General features: G+C 72.1%; 15 protein-coding genes. 7 read left to right on the forward strand and 8 right to left on the reverse strand.

Features of this window, described 5'->3' with window-relative positions; genetic code table 11:
* Nucleotides 1-6: 6 nt before the first annotated feature.
* The gene (locus tag ACYVOM_RS25950; protein ID WP_460306110.1) at nucleotides 7-954 is read right to left on the reverse strand and encodes a hypothetical protein; all 948 of its coding nucleotides are present in this window, start codon (nucleotides 952-954) and stop codon (nucleotides 7-9) included.
* Nucleotides 955-990: 36 nt separating this feature from the next.
* Here ACYVOM_RS25950 and ACYVOM_RS25955 point away from each other — a divergent pair, with 36 nt between their 5' ends.
* The 3 genes from ACYVOM_RS25955 to ACYVOM_RS25965 all read left to right on the forward strand — a co-directional run bounded on the left by ACYVOM_RS25955 (nucleotide 991) and on the right by ACYVOM_RS25965 (nucleotide 3,082).
* On the forward strand, nucleotides 991-1,686 hold the full coding sequence (locus ACYVOM_RS25955) for a PIG-L deacetylase family protein (RefSeq protein ID WP_460306111.1): 696 nt from the start codon (nucleotides 991-993) through the stop codon (nucleotides 1,684-1,686).
* Between the two features lie 69 nt (nucleotides 1,687-1,755).
* Nucleotides 1,756-2,241 (forward strand): dUTP diphosphatase, encoded by a 486-nt coding sequence (gene dut, locus ACYVOM_RS25960; protein ID WP_460306112.1) that lies wholly within the window; start codon nucleotides 1,756-1,758, stop codon nucleotides 2,239-2,241.
* A 28-nt stretch (nucleotides 2,242-2,269) separates the two neighbouring features.
* Nucleotides 2,270-3,082, forward strand: a complete 813-nt coding sequence (locus tag ACYVOM_RS25965; RefSeq protein WP_460306113.1) for a DUF3710 domain-containing protein — start codon at nucleotides 2,270-2,272, stop codon at nucleotides 3,080-3,082.
* Between the two features lie 54 nt (nucleotides 3,083-3,136).
* Here the strand turns inward: ACYVOM_RS25965 and ACYVOM_RS25970 are convergent, their stop codons facing one another.
* Nucleotides 3,137-4,108 (reverse strand): LacI family DNA-binding transcriptional regulator, encoded by a 972-nt coding sequence (locus ACYVOM_RS25970; RefSeq protein WP_460306114.1) that lies wholly within the window; start codon nucleotides 4,106-4,108, stop codon nucleotides 3,137-3,139.
* Nucleotides 4,109-4,195: 87 nt separating this feature from the next.
* Between ACYVOM_RS25970 and ACYVOM_RS25975 the strand changes: the two genes are divergently transcribed.
* The 3 genes from ACYVOM_RS25975 to ACYVOM_RS25985 all read left to right on the forward strand — a co-directional run bounded on the left by ACYVOM_RS25975 (nucleotide 4,196) and on the right by ACYVOM_RS25985 (nucleotide 6,508).
* Nucleotides 4,196-5,389, forward strand: a complete 1,194-nt coding sequence (locus tag ACYVOM_RS25975; RefSeq protein WP_460306115.1) for an MFS transporter — start codon at nucleotides 4,196-4,198, stop codon at nucleotides 5,387-5,389.
* Between the two features lie 181 nt (nucleotides 5,390-5,570).
* Nucleotides 5,571-5,777 (forward strand): OB-fold nucleic acid binding domain-containing protein, encoded by a 207-nt coding sequence (locus ACYVOM_RS25980; RefSeq protein ID WP_460306116.1) that lies wholly within the window; start codon nucleotides 5,571-5,573, stop codon nucleotides 5,775-5,777.
* Nucleotides 5,774-6,508 (forward strand): DUF3159 domain-containing protein, encoded by a 735-nt coding sequence (locus tag ACYVOM_RS25985; RefSeq protein WP_460306117.1) that lies wholly within the window; start codon nucleotides 5,774-5,776, stop codon nucleotides 6,506-6,508. The genes ACYVOM_RS25980 and ACYVOM_RS25985 overlap by 4 nt, the downstream gene beginning before the upstream one ends.
* A 168-nt stretch (nucleotides 6,509-6,676) precedes the next feature.
* Here ACYVOM_RS25985 and ACYVOM_RS25990 read toward each other — a convergent pair whose 3' ends face one another.
* From ACYVOM_RS25990 to ACYVOM_RS26005, 4 genes are read right to left on the reverse strand one after another with little or no spacing between them, the layout of a single operon-like run.
* On the reverse strand, nucleotides 6,677-7,246 hold the full coding sequence (locus ACYVOM_RS25990) for a GTP-binding protein (protein ID WP_460306118.1): 570 nt from the start codon (nucleotides 7,244-7,246) through the stop codon (nucleotides 6,677-6,679).
* On the reverse strand, nucleotides 7,227-7,598 hold the full coding sequence (locus tag ACYVOM_RS25995; protein WP_460306119.1) for a DUF742 domain-containing protein: 372 nt from the start codon (nucleotides 7,596-7,598) through the stop codon (nucleotides 7,227-7,229). The genes ACYVOM_RS25990 and ACYVOM_RS25995 overlap by 20 nt, the downstream gene beginning before the upstream one ends.
* Complete coding sequence (locus ACYVOM_RS26000) at nucleotides 7,595-7,993, reverse strand: roadblock/LC7 domain-containing protein (protein ID WP_460306120.1); 399 nt, start codon at nucleotides 7,991-7,993, stop codon at nucleotides 7,595-7,597. Before ACYVOM_RS26000 ends, ACYVOM_RS25995 begins: the two co-directional genes overlap by 4 nt.
* Nucleotides 7,990-10,401, reverse strand: a complete 2,412-nt coding sequence (locus ACYVOM_RS26005) for a sensor histidine kinase (RefSeq protein ID WP_460306121.1) — start codon at nucleotides 10,399-10,401, stop codon at nucleotides 7,990-7,992. Before ACYVOM_RS26005 ends, ACYVOM_RS26000 begins: the two co-directional genes overlap by 4 nt.
* A 142-nt stretch (nucleotides 10,402-10,543) precedes the next feature.
* On the opposite strand from ACYVOM_RS26005, the gene ACYVOM_RS26010 reads away from it, so the two are divergent.
* Nucleotides 10,544-11,317, forward strand: coding sequence for a sirohydrochlorin chelatase (locus ACYVOM_RS26010; protein WP_460306122.1), 774 nt, complete (start codon nucleotides 10,544-10,546; stop codon nucleotides 11,315-11,317).
* A 60-nt stretch (nucleotides 11,318-11,377) separates the two neighbouring features.
* On the opposite strand, the gene ACYVOM_RS26015 is transcribed toward ACYVOM_RS26010, so the two are convergent.
* Together ACYVOM_RS26015 and ACYVOM_RS26020 are read right to left on the reverse strand one after the other, a co-directional pair.
* Nucleotides 11,378-12,037 (reverse strand): potassium channel family protein, encoded by a 660-nt coding sequence (locus ACYVOM_RS26015; protein ID WP_460306123.1) that lies wholly within the window; start codon nucleotides 12,035-12,037, stop codon nucleotides 11,378-11,380.
* A gap of 1 nt (nucleotide 12,038) precedes the next feature.
* Nucleotides 12,039-12,707 (reverse strand): potassium channel family protein, encoded by a 669-nt coding sequence (locus tag ACYVOM_RS26020; protein WP_460306124.1) that lies wholly within the window; start codon nucleotides 12,705-12,707, stop codon nucleotides 12,039-12,041.
* Nucleotides 12,708-12,710: the final 3 nt, after the last annotated feature.

Below are 12,710 nucleotides of genomic sequence, written 5' to 3' on the forward strand. Positions count from 1 at the left end.
GGACCGTCAAAGGCCCTTGATGAGCTCCTTGGTGAGCTTGGTCAGCCGCTGGCCCGAGACCCGGTAGGAGGCGCCCGCCGGGTTGAGGGTCAGCACGACGACGATGTAGCGGGACTGCGCGCCGAGGGTGCCGGTGGTGTGCAGGACCGGCCTGCCGAGTCCGAGGTCGGGCCCGGCGGCGGGGACGTAGCGGGAGCCGTTCGCGCACGGGTAGGGCGGGGTCAGCCCGAACCCGGACCAGCCCTGCTTGACGGCATGGGCCCGCTTCGTCGCCGAGGGGATGCCCCAGCTCTGGTCGAACCCGTCGGTGCCGCACTTGGTGGACTCGCGCAGGTGGCCCATGACGGTGTCGCGCACCTTCGGGGCCGCCTTGTCCAGCAGGAACCGGTAGCTCGCGGCGATGTCGGCGGCGCTGATCGCGGTGTAGCCCCAGTAGCCGGGCTGCGCCGCGGGAGGCGGCGCGGAATCCGCGAGGCCGATCTTCTTCCGCATCCGGGTGACGATCGCGCCCTTGCCGCCGAGGTTCCAGAAGAACGTCGCGCTGTCGTCGTCGCTGGAGCGCAGCATCTTGGCGAACCGGGCCGCGTGCGCGGCCTCCACCTTCCCCTTGCGCCTGCCGAGGTAGTCGAGCGCGATGAACAGCTTGACCACCGAGGCGGACCGCAGCGTCTTGTGCGCGCCGCTCTTGCTGAGCGTCTTGCCGGTCCGCCTGTCGTAGAGCACCCAGTACGCCGAGACACCGGGTGCGGGCTTCGGCCGCGCGACGGCGGCGGGGGGCTCGGGCGTCGCGGCCGGGGAGCCGTCCCCCGCGGCGGCGCCGGTCGGGGTCACCGCGGGCGGGGAGGCCGCGTTCGGCGCCGCGGGTCCCGCACCGCCGCCGCAGGCGGTCGCGGCCGTCGTCAGGAGCGCCAGGGAGGCCGCGACGAGCACGCGGCGGGCGGGCAGGTGACTCATCCGGGACACCCTAATGCCGCCGTCTAGGGTGGGTTCATGGAGCCTGTCGAGGAGGACTGGGCGTCGGCGCTCGCGATCGTGGCGCACCCCGACGACCTGGAGTACGGCGCCGCCATGGCGATCGCAAGGTGGACCGCGCAAGGCAAGAAGGTCGTAGAGGTGCTCGCCACCCGCGGCGAGGCGGGGATCCAGAAGATGCCGCCCGAGGAGACCGGGCCGATCCGGTCGGCCGAGCAGGTCGAGGCGGCGCGGATCGTCGGGGTGGACACCGTGGAGTTCCTGGACTTCCCCGACGGGACGCTGGAGTACGGCGTCCCGCTGCGCCGCGCGCTCGCGGCGGCCATCCGCAGGCACCGCCCCGAGGTGGTCGTCTCCCTGAACTTCAGGGAAACGTTCGGGCCCGGCGCGTACAACATGGCCGACCACCGGGTCCTCGGGCGGGCGGTCGCCGACGCGGTCCGGGACGCGTCGAACCCGTGGGTGTTCCGCGATCTGCCCGAGTCCGCCTGGCACGGCGTCCGGTTCTGCCTGTTCGCGAACTCGCCGTCGGCGACGCACTTCGTGGACGTCGGCGAGCACCTGGAGACGGGCCTGCGGGCGCTCGCCGCGCACCGGGTCTACTTCGCCGGCCTGGAGGACGCGCCGGAGCCGCAGGCGATGGTCAGGTCGATCCTCGCCGAGGGGGGACGGGCCGCGGGGGTGGCCTACGCGGTGCCGTTCGAGCGGCTGTGACGTCCCGTCGGCGGTAGGGTTTCCAGCCTGGACCTGCCTAAGGAGGACGACGGGTGGAACGCGGGGCTCATGCCGCAGGGGAGGCGCGCTGTGCGCGGTGACGTCGAGGTGCTGATCAAGCGGCTCGATCCGGAGCTTCCGGCGCCGTCCTACGCCCATCCCGGCGACGCGGGCGCGGACCTGTACGCGGCCGAGGACGTCGTCCTGGAGCCGGGGGAGCGGCGGCTGGTGCCCACCGGGCTGGCGATCGCCCTCCCGAATGGCTTTGCCGCTTTTGTCCATCCGCGTTCCGGTCTGGCGGCTACCCTGGGTGTCACGATCGTCAACGCTCCGGGCACGGTCGACGCCGGCTATCGGGGCGAGATCAAGGTGACGCTGCTGAACACCGACGGGCAGGGCACCGTCCGCCTCGCGCGCGGCGACCGGATCGCCCAGCTCGTCATCCAGAAGGTGGAACGGGCCGATTTCGTGGAAGTCGCCGATCTGCCCGGATCGGCCCGTGGTGCAGGTGGTTTCGGCTCCACAGGCGGATACGCTCAGCGAGCGCACTCCTAGCGCGCATCTAATCGAAGGAGTAGGGAAAGTGGCTTTCGGACGTCGCCGTCAGGACAAGGCGTCTTCGGCGCAGCCCGCCGAGGCCGCACCGGCCGAGGAGACCGCGCCGGACCGCTCGACGGGCCCCTGGGACGCGGTCGAGGACACGCCGACGGAGCTGGAGCGGCTCGACTTCGGCTCCCTCCAGGTCCCGATCGGCCCCGGCCTGGAGATCCAGGTCAACCTGGAGCCGAACGAGTTCGACGCGCAGGGCAACCCGGTCAACGGCCGGATCGTCGCGATCACGGTGATCGCGGGCCAGAGCAGCATGCAGCTCCAGGTCTTCGCGGCCCCCAAGCGCTCCGGCCTCTGGGACGACCTGCGCAAGGAGCTCACCCAGGAGCTGACCGAGAACGCGAACGCCCAGGTGCAGGAGGGCGACGGCCCGTTCGGCACCGAGATCCGGGCGCTCGTCCCGGCGCAGCTCACTGCCGAGATGCTGGAGCAGATGCCCGACGAGGTCCGCGCCCAGATCCCGCAGGAGGTCATCGACCAGGGCTTCGCCTGGCAGCCCCTGCGTTTCCTCGGCGTCGACGGCCCGCGCTGGTTCCTGCGCGCGCTCGTCGCCGGCGAGGCGGTGGAGAGCGACGAGGCCTTCCAGCCGCTCGGCGCGGTGCTCAGCGAGATCGTCGTGGTCCGCGGCGACGAGCCGATGCCCCCGCGCGACGCGCTCGCCCTGAACCTGCCCGCCGAGGCCCAGAACGCCATGGGCCAGCAGGCGGCCGAGGACGACGAGGACGAGGACGAGGACGACGACTTCGACCCGTTCACCCCGGGCGTCCACATCACCGAGACCCGCTGAGACGCACATGACGAGGGCGCGTCCGGAACTCCGGACGCGCCCTCGTCGTATGGGTCAGGCCGTGCGCGGGTTTCCGGTGGAGCGGCGGATCACCAGGTGCGCGGGAAGGGTCGCCGGTTCGGAGGGGCGGCCTTCGAGGACGTCCATGAGGTGGGTCATGGCGAGTTCGCCCATGCGCTCGGCGGGCAGCCGGACGGTCGTCAGCTCCAGGGCCTCGGCGAGGTAGAGGTCGTCGAAGCCGGTGATCGAGACGTCGCCCGGGACGTCGAGGCCCAGGTGGCGGGCCGCCTTGTGGGCGCCGGCCGCGAGGGTGTCGTCGTCGCAGACGAGGGCGGTGGGCCGGTCGGGGGCCGAGAGCATCCGCAGGGCGGTCTCGAATCCCGCGGCGATGCTGATCGCGGCCCGTCCGGTGACGAGTTCCGGCACCCGCCCGGCCAGCTCCAGCGCGCGGCTGCGGAACGTCCACACGTTGATGTCGGCGGCCAGGTGGCCGATCCGGGTGTGGCCGAGGCCGCGCAGATGGCCGACGATGTCGCCGATCGCCCCGGCGACGTCGAAGTTGACGGTCGGCGCGGGCCCTTCGGGGTCGCTGTCGACCATGACGAGGGGGACCGGGCGGCGCATGCCCGCCAGGGAGTTCTCGCCCATGGACGACGCCATCATGCCGTCGATGGCCTCCTGCGGGCCGCTGAACGGCCCGTCGGCCTCCAGGGGCCAGGGGAACACGACGAGGCTGAACCCGTTCTCCACGGCGACCTTGGCGGCGCCGGTGTAGACGGCGGCGAAGAACGGCGCGGTGATCGCCGGGACGACCAGCATGATCGTCCGGGTGCGGCCGAGCCGCAGGTTGCGGGCCGCGGGGTTGGGCCGGTAACCGAGCCGCTGGGCGGCCTCGCGGACGTTCTGGGCGGTGGCCTCGGAGACGCGGCCGGGCCATTTGCCGCTGAGCACCATCGAGACCGTGGACTGCGAGACGCCGGCCGCGGCCGCGACGTCCTTGCTCGTGGGCCGACTGTGTGCTGGCATCACGCCCCTTAGAGTAGATCCGTCGGTGCCGCCCCCATAGGTATCACTGATTCTAGTGATACGTATAACTGACGGGAATAAGGAATTATGCGCGTCTATCTTGAGTTGCTGCGGGCCCCGTACGCGGCCCGGCTTCTCGGCGGCACCCTTCTGGGCCGGCTGCCGAACGGGATGGGCGTGCTGGCCATCGTCCTGTTCACCCGGGCGGAAGGCGGCAGCCTCGCACTCGGCGGCATGCTCGCCGCGGTCCACGGCATCGCCGCGGGAATCGGGCAGCCGCTCCTCGGCCGCCTGATGGACCGGCTCGGCCAGCCGCGCGTGCTGCTGGCCGGGGCGGTGCTGGCCGGCGTCGGCTTCGGCGCGTTCGCGTTGGCCGGGATCGGCTCGGTGCCCGTCGCGCTGCTGGCCGTCTCCGTCGCGGGGGTGTTCACCCCGCCGCTGGAGCCGGGGCTGCGCGCCCTGTGGCCCGACGTGCTCAAGGAACCGGGCCAGGTCCACGCCGCCTACGCGATGGACGCCGCCGCGCAGGAACTGCTGTTCACCTTCGGGCCGGTGCTGGTCGTGGCCTCCAAGCTCGTCTCCGACTCCGCGCCCCTCTACGCGTGCGCGCTGCTCGGGCTGGCGGGCTCGCTCGTCGTGGCGTTGTCCGGCCCTTCGCGGGCCTGGCGGGGGCGGCCGTCCTCGGGAAGCTGGGCGGGGGCGCTGCGCTCGCCGGGGCTCGTCGTGATCGGCCTGTCCCTCGGCTTCATCGGCCTCAGCCTGGGCGTCTTCAACATCGGCGTGGTCGCCTACGCCGAGGGCATCGGGCGCGAGGCGGCGTCGGGCTGGCTGATGGCGGTCAACGCCCTCGGCGCCCTGACCGGCGGGCTCGTCTACGGGGCGCGGACCTGGCCGGGCCGCCCCGAGCAGCGCGTCGCACCCCTGCTCGCGGGCCTGACCGTCGGGTACGCGCTGCTGCTCCTCACCCCTGGCCTTCCCCTGATGATGGTGCTGGCCTACCTTTCCGGGGTCTTCCTCGCCCCGACCCTGGCCTGTGTCTTCGGTCTCGTCGAGGGCCTGGCGCCGGAGGGCACCGTCACCGAGGCGTTCGCCTGGATCGTCGCGTTCATGACGGTAGGGGTCTCGGTCGGATCCGCGCTCGCGGGCCGGATCCAGGACGAGGCGGGCACCGTCGCCGCGCTGTCGGGGGCGGCCCTCGGGGGTCTCGCCGCGGTGCTCGTGTGCGTCGTCGGCGGATGGCTCCTCGCAACGCGTTCCCCGGCCAGGGCCGGTTTGCCGTAGCCTCTGGAATATGGACGAAGCGCCCTCCAGCGGGCTGCGCGGCTTCCTCCGCCGACTCGCGTCGAGCAAGGCCGAGATGGAGGCGGAAGAGCTGCGGAAGGATACGGGCGCAGAAGGGGCGACACCCATCGCCGCCTGCGCCGAGCGCCGCCGAGCGCATGTCGCCGGTACGCTACGGACGGTGACATTGCGACCGCGAGGCGGCGCCCCCGCCTTGGAGGCCGAGCTCTACGACGGATCCGACGTGGTGAACCTCGTCTGGCTGGGCCGCCGCAGGATCGCCGGGATCGAGCCGGGCCGAAGGCTGAGCGCCGAAGGTCTGGTGAGCCTCCAGGACGGACGCAAGGTCATCTTCAATCCCCGCTACGAACTCCGAGGATCTACGTGACCGACGTGCAGGCGGCCAAGGACGCGGACGAGAACGCCAGGCAGACCGTCGAGGCGGCGGTCCGCACCCAGCTCGCCAAGGCGCTCGGCGGAGGCCGGGGCATCGCCGAGGGCGCGGTGCCGACGGTGCTGTTCACCGTCGCGTGGCTGATCAGCCATGACGTGAAGCTGTCGGTCGGGCTCGGCGTCGGCTCCGCCGTGCTGCTCCTGGTGATCCGGCTGCTCCAGCGCACCACCGTGCAGTTCGTGTTCAACAGCCTGGTCGGCATCGGCATCGCGGCGGTCTTCGCGCTGCGCACCGGCAAGGCCGAGGACGCGTTCCTGCCCGGCATCCTCTACAACGCCGTCTACTCGGTCGTGCTCATCGGCTCGATCGTCGCGCGCTGGCCCGTCGTCGGATTCATCATCGGCTCGGTGACCGGAGACCCGACGGCCTGGCGGCGCGACCCCGCGATCGTGCGGCTGTGCGCGAAGCTGACCTGGCTCCTGGTGCTCCCGTGCGTCCTGCGGGTCGTCGTGCAGTACCCGCTCTACCTCGCGGGCATGGTCGGCTGGCTGGCCACCGCCAAGATCGCGCTGGGCTGGCCGCTCCAGGTCGCCTCGTTCGCGGCGATGGTCTGGGTGCTCGCCCGCGGGCGCACGCCGCTCCCGGACGACGAGAGCGCCGAGGACGTCGCGGCGCATCTGGAGGGCACCGGGGAAGGGAAGGCCGGGGAGAAGCCCGGAGAATGACGCTGAGCGCCGGGGCGGCCGCCCGTAAGCCGCCTTGGGGACTCGCCGAAATGACGAACGGCCGCCCTCAGGACCGGTGGCCGGGCGCCCCGGCGAGGCCGGGCTCTCTAGCGGCCCGGCCACCGGTCCCGGAACAGCACGGCGGCCGTTCTGGCGTTACCGGGACCTCTAGCGCCGGGCCATCGCCGTCATGACGTGCCCCATCAGGCTGATGAGCGTCTGGCGGGTCGACTCGCGCGAGCGCGCGTCGCAGTTGACGACCGGGATCTCCGGGTCGAGGTCGAGCGCGATCCGGATGTCGTCGGCGGTGTAGGGCTTGGCCCCGTCGAAGGTGTTGACCGCGATGATGAACGGCAGGCCGCGCCGCTCGAAGTAGTCGATCGAGGCGAAGCAGTCGGCCAGGCGGCGGGTGTCGACCAGGACGACCGCGCCGAGGGCGCCTTCGGCCAGCTCGTCCCACATGAACCAGAACCGGTCCTGGCCCGGCGTGCCGAACAGGTAGAGCACCAGTCCGGTCCGCAGGGTGATCCGGCCGAAGTCCATCGCCACCGTGGTGGTGGTCTTGCGCTCCACGCCGTCCAGGTCGTCGACTCCGATACTGCGCTCGGTGAGCTGCTCCTCCGTCCGCAGGGGGCGCATCTCGCTCACCGACGCGACCATGGTGGTCTTACCGGCGCCGAACCCGCCCGCCACCAGGATCTTGACGGCGAGCTCGGCCTCAGAGGGCCTGGAGTCCATGAATTACCTCTTCGATGATTCTGGTGGTGGGGATCCGGGAGACGGCCGAGGGGGCGCGCACCGTGATCCTGCGATCGTTCAGCAGATCGCCGAGCAGCACCCGCACCACGCCGACGGCGAGGTCGAGCGCGGAGGCCAGTTCCGCGACCGTGAGCGGTTGGTGGGCGAGCTGGAGGATCGCCTCGTGTTCAGGGGACAGAAGGAGCGAACCGTACACCGGTTCGGTGGAGCGCACCACGAGTGTCATGAGATCGAGATCGGTCCGGTTGCCGGACTCGGTCCGGCCACCCGTCAGCCAGAAGGCCCGGACGATGGGTCCGGCCTCCTCGTCCAGCCACTCGTGCCCCGTCACGGAAGACTCACCGTCCGGGGCTTGGCCGACAGGTGCACGCCGACGCGTGTCACCAGCATCGCCATCTCGTAGGCGATGACACCCACGTCGGCGGCGGAGTCGGCGAGCACCGCCAGGCAGGCGCCCTGCCCGGCGGAGGTGACGAAGAGGAACGCGTCGTCCATCTCCACGATGGTCTGCCGGACCGCGCCGCCCTGGAACTGCTCGCCGGTGCTGCGGGCGAGGCTCTGGAAGCCGGAGGCCAGCGCCGCCATGTGCTCGGCGTCGTCGCGCTTCAGGCCCCGCGAGGCGCCCACGACGAGTCCGTCACTCGACAGGACGACCGCCTGTTTCACCTGCGCGACGCTGTCGACCAGGTTGTTCAGCAACCAGTTGAGATCACCGGGTTCGGTCATGAGTGCTCCTCGGAATGCGATAGGTGGTCGTCACCGGACGCGGCGGATTCGACGCGTCCGCGTTCCCAGCCGCGCTGCATGGCGGACATCCGCAACCGGAGGTTATCGGGCGAACGTTCCGGCGGCTCCGGCGCCGCCGGTTCGTCGTCCGTTCCGGCGGACGCCGAGACGAGACCTGTGGGGGCCGCGGGGGCCGCGGATTTCGGGGTCGAGACAGCCTTCGGGGACGCGGCGGGTTCGGCCGAGGGTTCGGCGCCCCGGTTCTTGCGCCGCCGCCGCGGCAGGTCGAGGTGCAGTCCGAGGTTCGGGTCGCCTTCCCCGGCGCCTTCGGCAGCGTTTTCCGAGGATGCCTCCGAGGAGGAATCCTCGGGCGGGCCGGAAAGCGGCAGGGCGTCGTCCGGCGGGCCCGCCGGGAGCTCGTCCCGTACGACCGCGACCGGGGCGGGACGCTGTCGGCCGCTCCGGCCCGCGGCGGTCAGCACCCGCTCCGCGCGCAGCGCGGGCGACGGCTCCGCGCCGCTCTCGGGGATCTCGGCGGCGAGCAGTTCGCGCGGCAGGAACACCACGGCGGTAGTCCCCCCGTAAGGCGAGACGCGCAGGGACACCCGGATCCCGTGCCGCTTCGCGAGCCGTCCGACGACGAACAGGCCGAGCCGCGCCGTGTCGGAGAGGGTGAACTCCGGAGGCGCCGACAGCCGCTCGTTGAGCTGCTCGATGACCTCCGAAGGCAGCCCCAGGCCGCGGTCCTCGATCTCCAGGACGTACCCGGCCGCGACGCCCTGGCCGGACACCTCGATGGCGGTGTCGGGCGGCGAGTACTGGACGGCGTTCTCGATGAGGTCGGCCAGCAGGTGGATCGTGTCGGCGACGGCGGGGCCGACCAGCGCCGCGCGCGGCATGGGCAGCACCCGGACGCGCGTGTAGTCCTCGACCTCCGACGCGGCGCCGCGCACCACGTCGACGAGGGGGACGGGCGAGCGCCAGCCCCGCCCGGGCGCCTTCCCGGCGAGGATGACCAGGCCCTCGGCGTGCCGCCGCATGCGGGTGGCCAGGTGGTCGAGCTGGAACAGCCTGCCGAGCTGCGCGGAGTCGTCGGCCTCGCGCTCCATCTCGTCCAGCAGCGAGAGCTGGCGGTGCAGCAGCGCCTGGTTGCGGGACGCGAGGTTGACGAACACCTCGCGGACGTTGGCCATGGTGGCCGCCTCGTGCTGCGCGGCCTCCAGGACCGCGGTGCGCGCGGAGGTGAAGGACCGGAAGATGCGCTCGATCTCGGTGACGCTGAACGTCACGCCGGGCTCGATCGGCTGGCTGTCGACCCGCTGGCCGTTGCGCACCAGCTCGGCCATGACCGGGAGCTGGTCGCGCGTGAAGTCCCCGACGGTGTCGGCGAGGGCGCTGCTCTCGCGGATGAGCCGGCGCGAGACCCGCCAGGCGATGATGATCGAGGCGACGATCGCGCCGAGGCCGAGACCGCCCGCGACGCCGATCTCCAGCAGCACGCCGATGGCGACCTTCTCGGCGCGCGAGGTGATGCCGCCGAGCATCTCCTGTTCGAGGTCGAGGAGGCCGCTCTGGACCTCCTCGGCGTTGGAGTCCCACGAGACCTGCGCGACGTTCCCGCCGCCGCTGCGGGTGATGCGGTCCTCGAACTGCAGGAGCCGCTTGTACTCGATGGTGTTGAGGAACGCGGTGTAGCGGTCGCGGTCGGCCTGGCGCAGTCGCGGCAGCGTGTCGGTGTAGAGCAGGTCGCGCGCGCCCGCGGCCCGCGCGGCCTCCTTGCGGTCCCAGGCCGACAGCGTGCCGCTCAGCCGGCCCGCCACCACCGCGTCGAACCGCGAGAGCTGCTCGCGGGCCATGCCGAGCGACGTCAGCGCCGACACGTCCTCGGCGATGTCGTGGTCGGGCGGCGACACCGCGCGGTAAATGGAGTACCCGTGGTCGATGTAGGTGCCGAACGAGGAGAGCACCTGCGGCCGGTTGCGCTGGGCGCCGCCGTCGACGACGCTGCGCAGCAGGTCGAGGCCGCCGAGGTCGCGCCCGAACGTGTCGATCGCGGTGCGGATGTCGCTCTCGATGCCGTCGCGGGTCCCCGGGTCGGAGGTGCGGTTCTCGAAGACCGCGCGGGCGTCGTCGACGGTCTGGCGCTGGAGGGCGAGGTCCTCGCGCGCGCCCGCCTGCGCGCCCGACAGGAACGCCATGGACGCCATGCGCTCGTTCTGGAGCGCGGCGATGAGCGTCTGCGTGGGGCGCACGACCTGTCCGTCGAGGGACTGCGCGCGGGCGAGCAGCATGCCGTCGCCGAGCGAGCCGAAAGCGGTGAAGGCCCACAACAGCACGAGGGTGGTGAGGGGGACGGCGATGAGCGAGACGATCGCGGATCTGATCGGCTGGCTGCGGGAACGTCGCATGCCCGGCAGTCCTCCGTGGGTTCCGGCGGGGTGGTTCAAGGTACGGCGCTGAGGGGTAAGCGGAGCCTACTACGGGGTGATCTAATGCGCTTCCCCGTGCATATGGCACAAAGTCAGCACGTTACGGGACTACCCTTGCCCCGTGACCGAACTCCCCGATGTGACTCCCGACTCGTTGCCCACCCGGCGCCGTGCGGGTCGTCGCGGCGGACGACACCGCGGCGGCTCCTTCACTCTGCCCTCCGACTCACCCGCCGTGGTGCTGACGGGTGCGTCCAACGAGGTCATGTCCGAGCTGGCCGACCTGATCGAGGCCGCCCACCACGGCATCCCGGTGCACGCCGGAGCCGACGAGAGCCTCGGTGAGCTGATCGGCGACCCCGCCGCCGTGGTGGTGCCGCTCCTGCTCGGCCCCGACCCGTCCTTCGAGGCGGCGCTGCGCGACGGACTGTCCGCGCTGCCCGTGCTCGTCTCCGAGACGCTCGGCCCGCACCCGCTCCTCGCCGAGGCCCTGCACCTGCGTCTCGCCGAGGCGGGCCTCGCCCGCGCCGACCGCATCCGCATGATGAGCATGGTGACCGCCGCCGACGGTGTCGTCCTCGGCTGCCGCGCCGCCGACGAGAGCGCCGAGATCACCTCGGTGCTGCTCGCGTCCCGGCTCGCCGTGCCCGTCGTCGCCGCGCCCCTCGGCGACCCCGCCGCGCTGGCCGCCGCCTCCGCGGCGCTGCGCGCCAACGGCGCCCAGCGGATCGCGTTCTCCCCCTTCGTCCTGGAAGCCGACCCCGAGGAACTGGCGAAGGCCGCCGCCGACGCGGGCGCCGAACCCGCCCCCGCCCTCGGCGCCCACTCCTCCGTCGCCCAGGTGGCCGTCCTGCGCTACGTCGAAGCCCTGGAAGCCATCTACACCGGCGAATAGGCCGAGCCCGCAGACAGAAGCCCCGGTACGCGACGCGCACCGGGGCTCTCCCGTCTTCGGCTAGCGGCGGCTGAGGAGATCCCCCAGCTCGTCCTCGACGTCCTGGCTGGCCACGAACATCAGCTCGTCGCCCGCCTCCAGGGTGTCGTCGGGGGTCGGGACGAGGACCCGGCCCTCGCGCAGGATCGCCACCAGCGCGGTGTCGCGCGGCCACTGCACCGCGCCGACCCGCTGCCCGTTCAGCGGCGCGTCCTCCGGCAGGGTCAGCTCGACGAGGTTCGCGTCGCCCTGGCGGAACGTCATCAGGCGCACGAGGTCGCCGACGCTCACCGCCTCCTCCACCAGCGCGCTCAGCAGACGCGGCGTCGACACCGCGACGTCCACGCCCCACGAGTCGTTGAACAACCACTCGTTCTTCGGGTGGTTGATGCGCGCGACGACCCGCGGCACCCCGTACTCGGTCTTGGCCAGCAGCGACACCACGAGGTTCACCTTGTCGTCGCCGCTGGAGGCGACCACGACCTGGCAGCGCTCCAGCGCCGCGTCGTCCAGCGAGGAGATCTCGCACGCGTCGGCCAGCAGCCACTCCGCGCGCGGCACCATCTCGACCTTGATGGCCTTGGGGTCCTTGTCGATGAGGAGGACCTCGTGCCCGTTCTCCAGCAGTTCCTGGGCGATGGACCGGCCCACCGCGCCCGCCCCGGCGATAGCCACCCGCATGTCAGTCTTCCTCCCGCACCCGTTTGGCCAGCGCCGCGGTGATCTGGTCCATGTCCGCGGCGCGCGCCATCACGTGGACGACGTCGCCGTCCTGCACCACGGTGTCGCCGGTCGGCACGACCGCCTCGCCCAGCCGGTTCAGGAACGCCACCCGGCACCCGGGGGCGGCCCGCTCCATGTCCTTGACCCGCGCGCCGATCCACGCCACGTCGGTCTGCACCTCGGAGAGCTTGACGTCGCCCGTCGGGTCGCGCCACAGCGGGAGCGCCCCGTCGGGCAGGAGCCGCCGCAGCATCTGCTCGGCCGTCCACCGGACGGTCGCGACCGTCGGGATGCCGAGCCGCTGGTACACCTCGGCGCGGCGGGAGTCGTAGATGCGGGCGACGACGTTCTCGACGCCGAACGTCTCGCGGGCGACCCGGGCGGAGATGATGTTGGAGTTGTCGCCGCTGCTGACGGCCACGAACGCCGACGCCTTCTCGATCTGCGCCTCGACCAGCACATCGCGATCGAAGCCCATGCCGATCACCCGACGGCCCTTGAAGCCGCCCCGCAGCCGGCGGAAGGCTTCGGGGTTCTGGTCGATGATCGCGACCGAGTGCCCCTTGTCCTCCAGGATATGGGCCAGGGTCGAGCCGACCCTGCCGCATCCCATGATGACGATATGCACGAC

Source organism: Actinocorallia aurea (assembly GCF_054783995.1).

Coding starts and splice junctions, on each gene's coding strand:
- ACYVOM_RS25990 (WP_460306118.1), bottom strand. CDS start 7,246: ATGGACTCCAGGCCCTCTGAGGCCGAGCTCGCCGTCAAGATCCTGGTG.
- ACYVOM_RS25970 (WP_460306114.1), bottom strand. CDS start 4,108: ATGCCAGCACACAGTCGGCCCACGAGCAAGGACGTCGCGGCCGCGGCC.
- ACYVOM_RS26000 (WP_460306120.1), bottom strand. CDS start 7,993: ATGACCGAACCCGGTGATCTCAACTGGTTGCTGAACAACCTGGTCGAC.
- ACYVOM_RS25950 (WP_460306110.1), bottom strand. CDS start 954: ATGAGTCACCTGCCCGCCCGCCGCGTGCTCGTCGCGGCCTCCCTGGCG.
- ACYVOM_RS25975 (WP_460306115.1), top strand. CDS start 4,196: ATGCGCGTCTATCTTGAGTTGCTGCGGGCCCCGTACGCGGCCCGGCTT.
- ACYVOM_RS26005 (WP_460306121.1), bottom strand. CDS start 10,401: ATGCGACGTTCCCGCAGCCAGCCGATCAGATCCGCGATCGTCTCGCTC.
- dut (WP_460306112.1), top strand. CDS start 1,756: ATGCCGCAGGGGAGGCGCGCTGTGCGCGGTGACGTCGAGGTGCTGATC.
- ACYVOM_RS26015 (WP_460306123.1), bottom strand. CDS start 12,037: ATGCGGGTGGCTATCGCCGGGGCGGGCGCGGTGGGCCGGTCCATCGCC.
- ACYVOM_RS25955 (WP_460306111.1), top strand. CDS start 991: ATGGAGCCTGTCGAGGAGGACTGGGCGTCGGCGCTCGCGATCGTGGCG.